The organism is Thioalkalivibrio sp. ALRh (assembly GCF_000381425.1).
GTDB lineage: Bacteria > Pseudomonadota > Gammaproteobacteria > Ectothiorhodospirales > Ectothiorhodospiraceae > Thioalkalivibrio.
The window spans coordinates 543035-556938 of record NZ_KB906519.1 but is presented as its reverse complement, the minus strand read 5'-3'; the positions used below and the strand labels follow the sequence as shown (position 1 = coordinate 556938).

15 protein-coding genes are annotated in these 13904 nt (G+C 68.4%); 11 read left to right on the top strand and 4 right to left on the bottom strand.

Annotation, left to right across the window (positions count from 1 at the left end; translation table 11 throughout):
- The first annotated feature begins 80 nt into the window (after positions 1-80).
- Positions 81-737, top strand: a complete 657-nt coding sequence (locus tag F791_RS0102665) for a TorF family putative porin (protein ID WP_018993728.1) — start codon at positions 81-83, stop codon at positions 735-737.
- Positions 738-864: 127 nt separating this feature from the next.
- Here F791_RS0102665 and ispG read toward each other — a convergent pair whose 3' ends face one another.
- The 3 genes from ispG to F791_RS0102650 all read right to left on the bottom strand — a co-directional run bounded on the left by ispG (position 865) and on the right by F791_RS0102650 (position 4101).
- Entirely contained in the window at positions 865-2091 is a 1227-nt protein-coding gene (gene ispG / locus F791_RS0102660; protein ID WP_019592139.1) for a flavodoxin-dependent (E)-4-hydroxy-3-methylbut-2-enyl-diphosphate synthase, read from the bottom strand.
- A 104-nt stretch (positions 2092-2195) separates the two neighbouring features.
- On the bottom strand, positions 2196-3290 hold the full coding sequence (locus F791_RS0102655) for a hypothetical protein (RefSeq protein ID WP_038056963.1): 1095 nt from the start codon (positions 3288-3290) through the stop codon (positions 2196-2198).
- Complete coding sequence (locus tag F791_RS0102650; protein ID WP_018138773.1) at positions 3271-4101, bottom strand: hypothetical protein; 831 nt, start codon at positions 4099-4101, stop codon at positions 3271-3273. Before F791_RS0102650 ends, F791_RS0102655 begins: the two co-directional genes overlap by 20 nt.
- Positions 4102-4208: 107 nt before the next feature.
- Here F791_RS0102650 and F791_RS0102645 point away from each other — a divergent pair, with 107 nt between their 5' ends.
- Both F791_RS0102645 and F791_RS0102640 read left to right on the top strand, forming a co-directional pair.
- On the top strand, positions 4209-4847 hold the full coding sequence (locus F791_RS0102645) for a TIGR02281 family clan AA aspartic protease (protein WP_018993726.1): 639 nt from the start codon (positions 4209-4211) through the stop codon (positions 4845-4847).
- A gap of 58 nt (positions 4848-4905) precedes the next feature.
- A complete protein-coding gene (locus F791_RS0102640; RefSeq protein WP_018993725.1) occupies positions 4906-6240 on the top strand; it encodes an MFS transporter in 1335 nt (444 codons plus the stop codon).
- 22 nt (positions 6241-6262) lie between these two features.
- Here F791_RS0102640 and F791_RS0102635 read toward each other — a convergent pair whose 3' ends face one another.
- The gene (locus F791_RS0102635; RefSeq protein WP_018138770.1) at positions 6263-6970 is read right to left on the bottom strand and encodes a MarC family protein; all 708 of its coding nucleotides are present in this window, start codon (positions 6968-6970) and stop codon (positions 6263-6265) included.
- A 349-nt stretch (positions 6971-7319) separates the two neighbouring features.
- On the opposite strand from F791_RS0102635, the gene cysM reads away from it, so the two are divergent.
- From cysM to F791_RS0102595, 8 genes are read left to right on the top strand one after another with little or no spacing between them, the layout of a single operon-like run.
- Positions 7320-8231: a cysteine synthase CysM gene (gene cysM / locus F791_RS0102630; RefSeq protein WP_018138769.1), complete on the top strand. Its 912-nt coding sequence runs from the start codon at positions 7320-7322 to the stop codon at positions 8229-8231.
- Positions 8228-9034 carry a 3'-5' exonuclease gene (locus F791_RS0102625; RefSeq protein WP_018138768.1) on the top strand — a complete coding sequence of 269 codons (807 nt, stop codon included), beginning with the start codon at positions 8228-8230 and terminating at the stop codon, positions 9032-9034. Before cysM ends, F791_RS0102625 begins: the two co-directional genes overlap by 4 nt.
- Complete coding sequence (gene rlmD / locus F791_RS0102620) at positions 9034-10374, top strand: 23S rRNA (uracil(1939)-C(5))-methyltransferase RlmD (RefSeq protein WP_019592137.1); 1341 nt, start codon at positions 9034-9036, stop codon at positions 10372-10374. Before F791_RS0102625 ends, rlmD begins: the two co-directional genes overlap by 1 nt.
- A 35-nt stretch (positions 10375-10409) precedes the next feature.
- Positions 10410-11054 (top strand): MotA/TolQ/ExbB proton channel family protein, encoded by a 645-nt coding sequence (locus F791_RS0102615; RefSeq protein WP_018138766.1) that lies wholly within the window; start codon positions 10410-10412, stop codon positions 11052-11054.
- The gene (locus tag F791_RS0102610) at positions 11051-11476 is read left to right on the top strand and encodes a biopolymer transporter ExbD (protein ID WP_018994647.1); all 426 of its coding nucleotides are present in this window, start codon (positions 11051-11053) and stop codon (positions 11474-11476) included. Before F791_RS0102615 ends, F791_RS0102610 begins: the two co-directional genes overlap by 4 nt.
- A 35-nt stretch (positions 11477-11511) precedes the next feature.
- Entirely contained in the window at positions 11512-12651 is a 1140-nt protein-coding gene (locus F791_RS0102605) for a glycosyltransferase N-terminal domain-containing protein (protein ID WP_026296427.1), read from the top strand.
- 2 nt (positions 12652-12653) lie between these two features.
- Positions 12654-13679: a tetraacyldisaccharide 4'-kinase gene (lpxK, locus tag F791_RS0102600; protein WP_018138763.1), complete on the top strand. Its 1026-nt coding sequence runs from the start codon at positions 12654-12656 to the stop codon at positions 13677-13679.
- 29 nt (positions 13680-13708) lie between these two features.
- A complete protein-coding gene (locus F791_RS0102595; protein WP_018174671.1) occupies positions 13709-13903 on the top strand; it encodes a Trm112 family protein in 195 nt (64 codons plus the stop codon).
- Position 13904 lies beyond the last annotated feature (1 nt).

Sequence of the window (13904 nt, the reverse complement as noted above, 5' to 3'; positions counted from 1 at the left end):
CCGGGGAATCCGAACCGTGTTGCCGGAGACAGAATCCGGCAACACGCCCGTAACGAACGTTTGATAGAAGAGGAATTGACATGAGCCATCGAAACTTCCATCGCGGCGTGCTGGCCGCAGCCGTGGCCAGTGTATTCGCCTTCGGCATCTCGGCGGCCCAGGCCGCCGAGGCCGAATTCAACATCGGCGTGTTCACCGACTACATCGACGACGGTGCCTCCAAGTCCGACAACGACCCGGTGGTGCAGGGCGGCTTCGAGCTGGGCTTCCCCACCGGCGTGTTCACCGGTGTGCAGGCCTCCAGCCTGGGCAGTGGCCGTGGCACCGAGATCGTCCCGTTCGTCGGCTATGGCTTCGACGCTGGCCCGATCGGCATCGAATTCGGCTACGAGTACTCCCATTACTCCAGCCTGGATGACGAAGACGAGGGTGAGCTGTTCCTGGGCGCCGATTGGGGGCCGCTGTTCGCCGAGGTGGCGTATGTCGCGCACGCCGACGATCGCGATGCCGAGGGCAGCCGCGTCTGGTTCGTCGGGGCCGGGCACGAAGTGGCCCCGCGCACCGAGCTCTTCGGCGGGCTCGGCTATGACGATCCGGCCGATGACAACGGCGCGAAGTTCTGGGAACTGGGCGCGGCGCACGCGACCGACTTCGGCACCTTCTCGCTCACCTACGCCTCGCGCGACGAGAGCGGCGCTCAGCACCTGCTGGTCGGCGGCTACAGCGTCCACTTCTGACGCTCGCGTTGAGGGTCGGGCTTACGAGGTCATCCCGGACGCCGCGCAGTGGTGATCCGGGACCTTGCGGCAGGGTCTAAACGCCGGAGATCCCGATACTTCGCTTCGCTGCGGCTGGGGGAGCGCGTCAGGCGGTCTGGCCGTAGCGGCGTTCGATGTAGGCCTCGACGCGGGCCTGGAATTCCTCGGCGATGCGTTCGCCCTTGAGCGTCACGGTCTTCTCGCCGTCCTCGTAGACCGGGGCCACGGGTTGCTCGCCGGTGCCGGGGAGGGAGATGCCGATGTTGGCGTGCTTGCTCTCGCCGGGGCCGTTGACCACGCAGCCCATTACCGCGACGGTCATCTCCTCCACGCCCGGGTACTGTTGCTTCCAGTTGGGCATCTGCTGGCGGATGTAGGACTGGATGTCCTGTGCCAGGTGCTGGAAGTACTCGCTGGAGGTGCGACCGCAGCCGGGGCAGGCGACCACCGACGGCAGGAAGCTGCGCAGCCCCATGCTCTGCAGGATCTCCTGGGCGACTAGGACCTCCTGGGTGCGGTCGCCGCCGGGCTCCGGGGTCAGCGAGATGCGGATGGTGTCGCCGATGCCCTGCTGCAGCAGCACGGCCAGGGCGGCGGTGGAGGCGACGATGCCCTTCGCGCCCATGCCGGCCTCTGTCAGCCCGAGGTGCAGCGGGTAGTCGCAGCGCGCGGCCAGGTCCTGGTAGACGCTGATCAGCGGCTGCACGCCACTGACCTTGGCCGAGAGGATGATGCGGTCGTGGGCCAGACCGATGCGTTCGGCCTCGGCCGCGCTCTCCAGTGCCGAGGCGATCAGCGCCTCCTGCATCACCGCCTCGGGTGCGGCCGGCTCGGCGCGCTGGCTGTTCTCGTCCATCATCCGCGCGAGCAGGGCCTGGTCCAGACTGCCCCAGTTCACGCCGATGCGTACCGGCTTGTCATAGCGGATCGCGGTCTCGATCATCGCGGCGTACTGGGCGTCGCGCTTCGAGCCGCGGCCGACATTTCCGGGATTGATGCGCAGCTTGGCCAGCGCCTCGGCGCACTCCGGGTACTTGGTCAGCAGCTTGTGCCCGTTGAAGTGGAAGTCCCCGACCAGCGGCACCTCCAGCCCCATGGTCTCCAGCCGCTCGCGGATCTCCGGTACGGCCTTTGCCGCGTCCTCGGAATTCACCGTTATGCGCACGACCTCGGAGCCGGCGCGTGCCAGTTCCGCCACCTGCACGGCGGTGCGCAGCGCATCGGCAGTATCGGTGTTGGTCATCGACTGCACCATCACCGGGGCATCGCCACCGACGGTGACAGGGCCGATGCGAACGGGGACGGTCTTGCGGCGGGTGGGGGTCGTGTTCATGTTGAGCTATGCGGGGGCGGTATAACGGTGCGCGGAGTGTAACGCAGGCCCCGCCCGCTGCCGAGACGCCGCAGGCGGCACGGGGTTGCCGTAGCTGCTGCAGTTCACGGATTCAGGGCCGCCTTCCACGGCTGAAAAGTCCGGTCGATTGCCTCGCGGCTGGCCGTGTGGCGTGCCTCGACATGCTCGGCGATGGCCTGCTGCCAGGTCAGGCGGGTCTCGGTGTGCAGGGCGTCCAGGGCCTCGTGCAGAGCGGCCTCGAGGGCCTCGCGGTGGCGCGCCTCGTCGATCCGCAGCAGCACCCAGTCGGTCCCGACCCAGGCCGCGCCGGCGGCCGCGATCCCGCAGCCGAGCGAGACTGGGCCGCTCCAGGCGCAGACCCCCGCGCCCAGGGCCCCCGCACGCCCGGCCCGGGTCAGTGCCGCGCCGCCACTGCGCGCCGCCTGGGCCGCCAGACGGGCCTGGACCGCACGGGCGATCAGCGGGGTGGCCAGCCCCGTCCCGGCGGCGGCCGTGGCTGCCAGGCCCGCGCGCTGTTCCAGCCGGGCGAGATCCGCATCCATTGCACTGGCCAGTTGCTGGGCGCGTTCGATGCGTGCGTGCTGTTCGATCGGCGACTGCAGGGCCGCCGGCGTGGCGGGTACGCGGGCGTCGGCCATCTCGCGCGTCAGGGCGATGCGCCAGGCATCCCGGACCTTGCGCTGATCCTCGTCCAGGCCCCATTGTGCCCGTTCGGCAAGCGCCTGCAGGGGGCCGTCCCAGAGGTCTTCCGGCAGGAGCCGGTCGCGCAGGGCCCGCGTGGCTGCGTCTTCTTCGGCCGTGCCCAGCCACTGGGCGCCGCGGAGCAACAGGCGCTGATACTCCGCACCCAGCGAGAAGTACCAGTCCGCGACCTCTGGCACGCGGTCGTGCAAGGTCTGGAAGTGCTGGTCCAACTCGTGATCAATCCGAGTCTGCCACTGGGCTCGGACCTGCTCGTCACCGGCCTCCAGCCACTCCAGCGAGAAGCGCTCCAGGCGGCTCAGCCGGTCGCGGTCGAGCCGATAGCGCTCGCCCTCGAACTTCAGTTCGACATGCGCCTGGTCATCCCACTGGCGCGGTTCGTGGCGATCGACCTGGGCCAGGAACGCGGCCGCCGCAAGGGCGGTCAGCGCGAACCAGACCAGGGTCCGCAGGAGTCTACGGTTGCGCGGGGTCATCGCCGGGATCACGGGGCGGGAGCAGTCCGTTGGCCAGCAGCAGGAAGCCGGCGGCCAAAAATGCCTGTTCGATCAATAGCAGCGACCAGGCCACCAGCACCGGCAGGGGCTGGGCGCCGGGCGGCAGCCACTGCTGGCCAAGCCACAGGCGCAGCCCGTCCTGGGCCGCGGCCAGTTGCAGCCCGATCTCCAGCACGGCGCTTCGGGCCCCTTCGTGCTCCACCATGAACCATATCACCTGTTCCAGCGAGGCGCCGGAAAGGTCCGGATACCAGCCACGCAGGGCCAGCATCAGCAACGCCAGTGTCAGCCCGCCGCCGGTGATCCACAAGGCGCCGCGCCGGGCCAGCTCCGGGGCCAACCGCGGGTGCGCATGACCGGCGATCAGCCGGGCAAAGGCGGCCTCCAGCACGACCAGTGCCAGCGCGCCCGCGACCAGGACCGCCCACACCGCCGGGGTCTGGATGCGGGCCAAGGCCAGGACCAGCAGCCCGCCCAACAGAGCCCCCACGACCAGGTGGCGCAATGCCATCAGCGGGCCCCCGCGCAGGCGTTCGCTCCACGGGCTGCCCGCATCCAGATAGCCGCGCAGGAACGCCGCCCGGCGCAACCGGTGGCGGCGAAAGCCGCCGTAGCCGATCAGCAGGGTCGCCCCGATCCACAGGGCCAGGATCACCGCTTCGGGCGCCACGCGCAGGTTCAGGTGGAGCAGCCACAGCCCCATCAGCAGGAGCACCAGCGTGAACAGCTGGCGGGCGGCATTGGCCGGCGCCCGGGTGGGCACCGCGGCGGCGGGGGCAGTGGCGGACATGCGTGACTCCGCAAGGGATGTCTCCCGATGGTAGCAAGCGCGGGCGTCGCGCGATGCAGGAAGAAGCCGTTCTGGTGCGGTTCAGGTGGTCAGGGTATAACCGGGGCATGCCACGCATCGCCGTCATTATTCTCCTTTGTCTGCTCGCTGTGCCGATATCGGCGGAGGACTGGCAACTGCATGCCGTGTTCGGCAATCAGGTCGTGCTGTCGGTCGACGGCGAGCGCGCGCTGGTCGGCGAGGGCGAGACCGGGCCGGGCGGGGTGCGGGTACTGCGCATCTCCGGCAGTGGCGCGGTGGTCGAGCGCGCCGGCGAGCGTCGCGAACTTCAGGTGGAAAGACGCCCCCGCGGCGCCGGTGCGCCCCAGGTCGACCGGCGTGGCGCCGGGGTCAGCGTACATCGGGATTCGGCGGGCGAGCACGCGGTTACCGGCGGGGTCAACGGTCAGGCGGTGACCTTCGTGATTGATCCCGAGGCCGAGTGGGTGCTGCTGCGCGAACGCGATGCCCGGCGCGCGGGTCTCGATCCGGATCGCGGGGAGTCGGTCCGTGTCGAACGCGCCCGCGGAAGGATCGAGGGTCGTTCGCTGCGTGTTGATCGCCTGCAACTGGGGCACCTGGCCCGTGATGACGTCCCGGTGATCGTCTTGCCCGACGAGGACCTGCCGCGCTCGCGTCTGGGTCAGGCGTTCCTGGATGCCTTCGAGGTCGAGTTCGACGGCGGGGCCTACACCATCCGGCCGTAAGCTCCCTGCCAGGTGGATTCGCGTTAGGATGCCGCAAGTCCACCACTGCTGATCCCCTATGCCGCTGATCCGGCGTCACCCCGTCGATGCCCCCGCCCCGCGCCGCGAGATCTTTGGCTGGGCGATGTTCGACTTCGCCAACCAGGCCTACACGCTGCTGATCATCACGGTGATCTTCGGCGATCTGTTCACCCGCATCATCGTCGGTGACGGGCCGGACTACCGGCTGGGCAATCTGCTGTGGAGCCTGGCCCTGGCGATCAGCTACGGGATGGTGGTGATCGCTGCCCCGTTCGCCGGTGCGATCATGGATGCCACGGCCTCGCGCAAGCGCTTCCTGATGGCCTCCTGGATGCTGACCGTGATCGCCACGGCGATGCTCTACTTCGTCGAGCCGGGGCTGGTGGTCTTCGGCATGGCGCTGATCATCGCCTCCAACTTTGGCTACGCGATTGGAGAGTCCTTTATCGCCAGCTTCCTGCCCAGTCTCGGGCCGCCGGAGAAGCTTGGCTGGATCTCCGGGCTCGGCTGGGGCATGGGCTATGTCGGCGGGCTGATTGCCACCGCCTTTGCCCTGGGTCTGCTGGGTGACGTCAGCGAGGAGAACTTCGAGCGCATCCGCTGGGTGGGACCGTTCGCCGCGGCCTTCTTCCTGATCTCCGCGATCCCGACCTTCCTGTTCCTGAAAGAGCGTGGTACGCGTCGGCGCATGCGCCGACGGCTGCAACTGGGGCTTGGCTGGCGCCGCGTGCGCGAGGCGCTGGTGACCCTGGGGCAGCGCCGCGAGCTGCGCGCGCTGTATGTGTCCATCTTCTTCATGATGGCCGGGATTTACATCATCATCTCCTTCACCTTCATCTACGGCTCGCAGGTGATCCAGTGGGAGGAGTCGGTGCGCATCGCGATGTTCGTGATCACCCAGGTCACGGCGATCATTGGGGCGATCGGGTTTGGCTTCCTGATGGACCGCGTCGGACCGGTGCGTATCTACCGCATCACCCTCGCGCTGTGGGCGCTGGCGGTGCTGGCGATCTTCGGCACCTCGGCCATTGCACAGTGGCTGAGCGCGTTGCTGGGCCAGCCGGTCGAGGCGCAGATGGTGTTTCTCGGGGTCGGGATTATTGCCGGGCTGTGTCTTGGGGCTGCACAGTCGGCCGGGCGCGCTCTGGTGGGCATGATGGTGCCGGTACGCGAGGCGGGGCGCTGGTTTGGCTTCTGGGCGCTGTCGGCGCGGGCGGCCGCGATCTTTGGCCTGGTCGGGATTGGCCTGTTGCAGGCCTGGCTGGGGCTGGCCAATGCGATCCTGTTCTGTCTGTTCCTGTTCGTGGCCGCGCTGCTGGCCTCGATTCCGTTGCATCTCGCCCGGCGCAACCGCGAGCCCGATACGGCCTGACTCGAAGGGCAGTCGCGCTGCCCTAATCGTGGTCACGGGCCGGGATGCGCGGGTCCTCCACCTCGTTTTCGTCCAGCATTTCGGTGTCCAGCATGAAGCCGATTGCGGCGTCGCTGATGCCGTTGATCACGAATTGCACGGCCAGTACCGCCAGGATCAGGCCGAAGACCTTGGTCAGGATGTCCTTCCCGGTGTCGCCCAGGTACTGGACGATGTAGCGCGAATAGATCATCGCGTAGTAGCAGGCCACCATGCAGGCCAGTACGCCGAGGAACACGAGCCCCGTGTGATAGACCGTCGGGGCCTCGCTGGTCAGGATCATCACCGTGGCGATCGCACCCGGACCGCTCATGAACGGGATCGCCAGCGGGATCACCGAGATATCCTCGGTCACGTGCCCCTTGTCGGCCTTCACCTCTTCGGCGGTCTCCTTTTCGGTCGCTCCCTTCTGCCGAATCATGCCGATCGCGATGCCGAACAGGATGATGCCGCCGGCGATGCGAAACGCGGCCAGGGTGATTCCGAACAACTGGAAGATCACCCCGCCCAGCAGGGCGAAGGCGAACAGCAGGGAGGTGGCTACCTTCACCGAACGCAGCGCGATCGCGCGCCGTTTCTCCTCAGAGGCGCGTGGCAGCATCGCCGTGAAGATGAACGCTGTGGTCAGCGGGTTCACGATCACGAACACCGCCAGGAAGGTGACGACGAGGTATTCCAGCAGTACGAGCATGACTGGATCTTAGGCCGGAAGCCGGAAGGTTGCGAGATGGGCTTGCGCAGGTGGTCGGGTCACACCGATCGCCACGGCACTGCGCGCCTCGCGATGACGATGCCCTTTTGGTGTCATTGCGAGGAGCCAAGCGACGAAGCAATCGCCTGACGCTTGCGGGGCGCCCGAAATTCGGTTCCGGTGGTTCCGGACGGAAGTTGCCGCGCCCCCGGCGGAATCTCGCGATGACGGTGCCCCCTTCGCGTCATTGCGAGGAGCAGCGCGACGAAGCAATCTCCATGGGAAGCCCCGACGCCGGACCGTCGCGTGCATGGGCAGGGACAGGGCCCGGTCGTTATACTCTGCGCGCATGAAGAAACGCCTGCACCCTGAATCCTTCCCGACCCTCGAGCATTTTGTCGGCAATACGCCGCTGGTGCGCCTGCAGCGCATGGCGGCGGATCTGCCGTCCACCGTGCTGGTGAAGCTCGAGGGCAACAATCCCGCCGGTTCGGTCAAGGACCGGCCCGCACTGAACATGATCCAGGCAGCCGAGCGCCGCGGCGACATCCAGCCCGGCGATACCCTGATCGAGGCGACCAGCGGCAATACCGGCATCGCGCTGGCGATGGTCGCGGCGATGAAGGGCTATCGCATGATCCTGGTGATGCCGGACAACATGTCCGCCGAGCGCCGCGCCTCGATGAAGGCCTTTGGCGCCGAGCTGGTGCTGGTCTCGCGCGAGGAGAGCATGGAGGGCGCGCGCGATCTGGCCGACCGCATGGAGGCCGAGGGCAAGGGCCGAGTGCTGAACCAGTTCGGCAACCCGGACAACCCCGAGGCCCACTACATCGGCACCGGGCCGGAGATCTGGCGCGACACCGAGGGCACGGTGACCCATTTTGTTTCCGCTATGGGGACCACCGGCACCATCATGGGCGTGTCGCGCTATCTGAAGGAGCGCGACCCCAGTGTGCAGATCGTCGGCGTGCAGCCCACCGAGGGATCGTCGATCCCCGGTATCCGGCGCTGGCCGGAGGCGTACCTGCCGACGATCTTCGAGGCCTCGCGGGTGGACCAGACCGTGGACGTGACCCAGGAGGAGGCCGAGGACACCATGCGCCGGCTGGCCGCCGAGGAGGGCATCTTCGCGGGTGTCTCCTCCGGGGGTTCCGTGGCCGCGGCCCTGAAGCTTGCGGCCGCGATCGAGGGCGGCACCTTCGTCGCGATCATCTGTGACCGCGGCGACCGCTACATCTCCACCGGCGTGTTTCCGTCATGAGTGCCCCGGTCCTGATCTTCGACCTCGAGACCGTCCCCGACATCGACGGGGCCCGGCGCCTGCACGACTTCGAGGGCCTGAGCGATCACGAGGTGGCGGAGGCGCTGTTCGCCCTGCGCCGCGCGCAGGCCGGCACGGAGTTCCTCAAGCACCCGCTGCACCGCATCGTCTCCATCGGCGTGCTCTATCAGGGCGGCGACGCGCTGAAGCTCTCCGCCTTCGGGCGCGAAGGCGAGGACGGACAGGCGCCCAGCGAGGCCGATCTCCTGCGCCAGTTCTTCGACGTGATCGACAAGCGTACGCCTCAGCTGGTGAGCTGGAACGGCGGTGGCTTCGACCTGCCGGTGCTGCACTACCGCGCGCTGGTCAACGGCGTGCAGGCCCCGCGCTACTGGGAGCAGGGCGACGACGACCGCGAGTTTCGCTACAACAACTACCTGTCGCGCTTCCACTGGCGACACGTGGATCTGATGGACGTGCTCGCGGGCTTTCAGGGCCGCGCGGTTACCAGCTTGGACATGATGGCTAGCCTGCTGGGCTTCCCCGGCAAGCTGGGCATGGATGGCTCGAAGGTCTGGCCGGCCTGGCGTGACGGTCGCCAGGCCGAGATCCACGACTACGTGGAGCACGACGTGCTGAACACCTATCTGGTCTGGCTGCGCTTCGAGTACATGCGCGGCAACCTGACCGACGCCGCGCTGGCCAGCCGTCAGCAGCAGCTGGCCGAGTACCTGGGTAGCACCGATACCGCACACCACCACGAATTCCTCGACGCCTGGCAGCCGGCCGGACGCGCGGACTGATGGCGCGCATCGACAAGACCCCGTTCGAGGCCACCATCGAGGAGGTCACGCTGGACGGTCAGGGCGTGATCCGCCGTGATGGCAAAGCCTGCTTCATCCACGGGGCGCTGAAGGGCGAGCGGGTGATGGCCGTGCAGACCGGGCGCAAGCGCCGTTTCGATTCCGCCGAGGTGGTCGAGGTGCTGGAGCCGGCCCCGGGCCGGGTCGAGCCGCCCTGCGAGTTCTTCGGCCTGTGCGGCGGCTGCAAGCTGCAGCATGCGTCGATCGAGACGCAGCGTGCGATCAAGGAGCAGGCCCTGTTCGATGCCCTGGAGCGTATCGGCCACGTGACTGCCGAGGCCCGCTTCGAGCCGCTGACCGACACGACCCTCGGCTACCGGCGCACCGCGCGGCTGGGGGCGAAGTACGTGCCGAAGAAGGGCGGGGTGCTGGTCGGCTTTCGCGAGCGCGGCAGCCCGTATCTGGCCGAGATGACCCACTGCGAGGTGCTGCACCCGGCGGTGGGGCAGCGCATCCGGGCCCTGCGGGAGCTGATCGGTGGTCTGGATGCACGCGATCGTCTGCCGCAGATCGAGGTCGCGGTGGACGATGACGAGCGCGTGGCGCTGATCTTCCGCAACCTGGATCCGCTGTCGGAGGCGGACAGCGCGCGCCTGTCCGCCTGGGCGGAGGCCGAGGGCATTCAGGTGTATCTGCAGCCCGGCGGCCCGGACACGGTGGAACCGCTGGCCGGGCCGATCGAGCCGCTGGTCTATCGCCACCCGGACTACGACGTGTCGGTCCCGTTCATGCCGACGGACTTCATCCAGGTGCATGCCGGGATCAACCGCAAGATGGTCCCGCAGGCGCTGGCCGCGCTGGACCTGCATCCGGGCCAGCGGGTGCTGGATCTGTTCTGCGGGCTGGGCAACTTCACCCTGCCGCTGGCGCGCAGCGTGTTGGATGGCGAGGTGGCCGGCGAAGTAGTTGGCGTCGAGGTGGACGACGCGATGCTGGCACGGGCGCGCGCCAATGCCCGCGACCAGGGCATCGCCAACACCCGCTACGAACGCGCCGACCTGGACGACGTCGAGGCCCTGAAGAACGCCGCATGGCTGCACGAGCGCGCCGACCGCGTGCTGCTGGACCCGCCGCGCACCGGCGCGGCCGCGGTGATCGAGGCGCTGGCGCCGCAGGGCATCGAGCGCATGGTCTATGTTTCCTGCAACCCGGCCACGCTCGCCCGTGACGCCGAGCGCCTGGTGCATCATCATGGCTATCGCCTGGAGCGGGCCGGGATCATGGATATGTTCCCGCATACCGCCCATGTGGAATCCATGGCCGTGTTCCGGCGCGACTGACGCGCCGGCCCGACGAGCCAAGAGGGAGAGACTGAATGCTGGAGATCGTACAGGCGGGCGGCTGGCTGATGCTGCCGATCCTGCTGTGTTCCGTACTCGCGGTGGCCATCGTGCTGGAGCGGCTGTGGACGCTGCGCCGCTCGCGCGTGGTCCCGCCGCGCCTGCTGACCTCGGTGTGGGAGCAGATGCGCACGCAGGGCCTCAAGCTCGACGACATCCAGCGCCTGCGCGCGGGTTCGCCGCTGGGCGCGATCCTGGCCGCCGGTCTTGCCACCCATGACCGTGCGCGCCAGATCACCCAGGAGAGCATCGAGGAGGCCGGCCGTCGGGTGGCCCACGAACTCGAGCGCTACATGAATACGCTGGGCACCATCGCGATGATCACCCCGCTGCTGGGCCTGCTCGGCACCGTGGTCGGGATGATCGAGGTCTTCACCGTGATCACCGAGATCGGCGTGGGCAGCCCGCGTGATCTGGCCGGGGGCATCTCCCAGGCCCTTATCACCACCGCCGCCGGCATCGGCGTGGCGATCCCGGCACTGGCCTTCCATCGCTACTTCCGGGGCCGCATTGACGAGCTGGTGCTGGAGATGGAGCAGGAGGCGACCAAGCTGGTCGAGGTGATCCACGGCGAGCGGGACGCAACCGCCGCCACGCCGGAAGGCGGAGTCACCGCGTGAACTTTCGCAGGCCGCACCATGACGAGCCGGGCGTCAATCTGACGCCGCTGATCGATGTGGTGTTTCTGCTGCTGATCTTCTTCATGGTCTCGACCACCTTCGATCAGCACGCGGACATCGAACTGACCTTGCCCTCGGCCGACCGCGAGGCCGAAGTGGTCGAGCGGGCCTGGCTGGATATCGTGGTGGATGCCGACGGCAACTACTTCGTCAACGGCCAGGAGCTGGTCAACCGCCGCGCCGAGACCCTGGAACGCGTGCTGTCCGAGGCGCGCGAGGGGCGCGAGGATGATCCCGTGCTGATCCGCGCCGACGCCAATACCTCGCATCAGTCGGTGGTGCGCGCGCTCGACGTGGTCGGGCGCCTGGGCATTACCTCGGTCTCGATCGCGACCCTGGGTGAACGCGACGACGATGACTGAGGGGCCACGCGAAGATGCCGCCTTCGGGGCTGCGCATGGGAGATGAGGCGGCGGGCTACGGTGATCGCCCGCTGCCGGTCTGGCGTGCCGTCTGGCGCGATTATCGCCAGGGCAACGGAGCGCGGGCGCGGGCGCGCCGCGGTTTTCTGAGCCCGCCCGCCGAGCGGGGGCGTCTGGTCTGGATCAAGGCTGGTGGCACCGCCGAGGATGTACGTCTGGGCATCGAGCTGCTGGGTGCGGTGCGCGACAAGCGTCAGGACGTGCGCATCGTGCTGACCTTCGAGCAGGACTACCCCGAGCTGTTCGAGCGCCACATGCAGCCATTCAAGAAGGTCGGCGTGGGCTATGGGCCCAGCGATCGCCCGCGCGTGGTGCGCCGTGTCCTGGATCGCTTCCAGCCCCACGGCATCCTCCTGGCCGGGGGCGGTGCCCCGCGCAGCCTGCTGGCACAGGCCCAATGCCCGGTGGTTGCGGTCAATACCCGTACCCCCACGTGGAAACCTGTGCGGCCAGTGGACCAGTGTTGGCCCCTGAACACATCCACGAGCTGGGCGGACGGTGCGGCGGCCGATGTCCTGCCGGTCGCCGACCCCCAGGCGCGTTTTGTCGAGGCCCAGGCGGACGTGGTCCTGCGCGCCCTGGTCGGCGGGGAGGTGCAGCGGCTTTGGTGGTGGCATGGACGTGACGACCAGTGGTCGGCATGGCACGCGGCCTGGGAGGCATCCGGCATGGGGGCGACCGATATCCTGCTGGCCAGCCGCCGGGGTGGGGCGGCGGCGACCGCGCGCGATCTCCCGGGTGCCGGGCTGCGGGTCTCGGATTGGGATCGCTCGGCTCTGGCGCCGGGGACCATCTTGCATCTGGATGACCGGCGCTGGTTTGCGGCAGCGGCCAGCGCCGCGCATGCGATACACCTGGCCGCCCCCGACCGTCAGGCCCTCTGGCAGGGACTGGCGGGGGGTGCGGCCGTGAGTCTGGGAGAGGAACCGGCCGCCGAGGTTCCATGCCCGGTGCTGGAGGATGTCTCCGCCGTGCTGGAGGCCTGGGCGCGACTGTGGGACGACCCCGCCGCCCGGCGCCAGCAGGGCGACGCGGCCCGGCGGCGCTTCTGGGAGGAGCGCCGGCAGGTGGACGCCAACTTCGATGCCGTGCTGCGGCGGGTCTGGGACTGGTAGCTATGGGCCGGTTCAAGGCGTGGCTGGGCGCCCGCATCTGGGATCAGTGGTGTCATCGCGGGCCGTTCGCGGCGGCGATGTATCCGCTGTCGCTGGCCTATGCCGGAGCGGTGGAGTGGAATCGCCATCGGCTGGAGCAGGCCCGGCGGGGCATCACGATCCCGGCCAAGGCCGTGATCGTGGTCGGCAACCTGACGGTGGGTGGCAGCGGCAAGACCCCGATGACCATCTGGCTGGCGAAACGGCTGGCGGATGCCGGGTATCGGCCGGGGATCGTCAGCCGGGGCTACGGCGGGCGCGGGGACGTCGCAGGGATTCGCGTGACCCCGCTTTCCGACCCCGTGGTGGTCGGGGACGAGCCCCTGCTGATCGCACAGCGCACCGGGGTTCCGGTACAGGTCGACCGCGATCGCGTGCGCGGGGCTCAGGCGCTGACCGACCAGGGCGTGGATGTGGTGATCGCGGACGACGGGATGCAGCATCACCGTCTGCCGCGTGACATTACCATCCTGATGATCGACGGCAAGCGCCGGCTGGGCAACGGTCTGTGCCTGCCCTCCGGGCCGTTGCGCGAGCCGAAGACCGCACGGGAGCGGGCGGACTTTGTGCTGGTGACCAGTGGCGAGCCTGGCCCCGGCGAGTTTGCGATGGAGCTGGTGCCGTCCAGTCGCCTGCAGCGCGTGGATGGCCAGGGCGAGGGCTACAAGCCGCACCGCTTTGCCCGTCGCGATGCCCATGCGATTGCCGGCATCGCCGACCCGGAGCGTTTCTTTCGCATGCTCGAGGCGGCCCATATCGACATCATCCGCCACCCGTTTCCGGATCATCACCGCTTTCGTTCGCACCAGATCCGCTTCGGTGACGGGTTGCCGGTTCTGATGACCGAGAAGGATGCCGTAAAATGCCGGGCGTTCGCGCAGGAGAATCACTGGTACTGGCCGATTGCGGCCCGCGTGCCGTCCGCCTTCGAGTCGGCTTTGCTGGCCCGTCTGGAGACGGTCGCCCGAATCAAGAAGACGCTGATCTGACCGCGTCGCAACTACTATTGGGGTATTACATGGACAAGCGTCTGCTCGATATTCTCGTCTGCCCGGTGACCAAGGGCCCGCTCAAGTACGACCGCGAGAACCAGGAACTGATCTCCGTCTCCGCCGGTCTTGCCTATCCGATCCGCGATGAGATCCCGGTGATGCTGGAGGACGAGGCCCGCGCGCTGTCGGACGAGGAAAAGGAACGCTGGCGCGCCGCCTGAG

Excerpts from the sequence above, each read along its gene's own strand:
- F791_RS0102635 (WP_018138770.1), bottom strand. The coding sequence starts at position 6,970 with ATGCTCGTACTGCTGGAATACCTCGTCGTCACCTTCCTGGCGGTGTTC.
- F791_RS0102665 (WP_018993728.1), top strand. The coding sequence starts at position 81 with ATGAGCCATCGAAACTTCCATCGCGGCGTGCTGGCCGCAGCCGTGGCC.
- F791_RS0102605 (WP_026296427.1), top strand. The coding sequence starts at position 11,512 with ATGGGAGATGAGGCGGCGGGCTACGGTGATCGCCCGCTGCCGGTCTGG.
- F791_RS0102625 (WP_018138768.1), top strand. The coding sequence starts at position 8,228 with ATGAGTGCCCCGGTCCTGATCTTCGACCTCGAGACCGTCCCCGACATC.
- lpxK (WP_018138763.1), top strand. The coding sequence starts at position 12,654 with ATGGGCCGGTTCAAGGCGTGGCTGGGCGCCCGCATCTGGGATCAGTGG.
- F791_RS0102640 (WP_018993725.1), top strand. The coding sequence starts at position 4,906 with ATGCCGCTGATCCGGCGTCACCCCGTCGATGCCCCCGCCCCGCGCCGC.
- ispG (WP_019592139.1), bottom strand. The coding sequence starts at position 2,091 with ATGAACACGACCCCCACCCGCCGCAAGACCGTCCCCGTTCGCATCGGC.
- F791_RS0102615 (WP_018138766.1), top strand. The coding sequence starts at position 10,410 with ATGCTGGAGATCGTACAGGCGGGCGGCTGGCTGATGCTGCCGATCCTG.
- cysM (WP_018138769.1), top strand. The coding sequence starts at position 7,320 with ATGAAGAAACGCCTGCACCCTGAATCCTTCCCGACCCTCGAGCATTTT.
- F791_RS0102645 (WP_018993726.1), top strand. The coding sequence starts at position 4,209 with ATGCCACGCATCGCCGTCATTATTCTCCTTTGTCTGCTCGCTGTGCCG.
- F791_RS0102595 (WP_018174671.1), top strand. The coding sequence starts at position 13,709 with ATGGACAAGCGTCTGCTCGATATTCTCGTCTGCCCGGTGACCAAGGGC.
- F791_RS0102655 (WP_038056963.1), bottom strand. The coding sequence starts at position 3,290 with ATGACCCCGCGCAACCGTAGACTCCTGCGGACCCTGGTCTGGTTCGCG.
- F791_RS0102650 (WP_018138773.1), bottom strand. The coding sequence starts at position 4,101 with ATGTCCGCCACTGCCCCCGCCGCCGCGGTGCCCACCCGGGCGCCGGCC.
- rlmD (WP_019592137.1), top strand. The coding sequence starts at position 9,034 with ATGGCGCGCATCGACAAGACCCCGTTCGAGGCCACCATCGAGGAGGTC.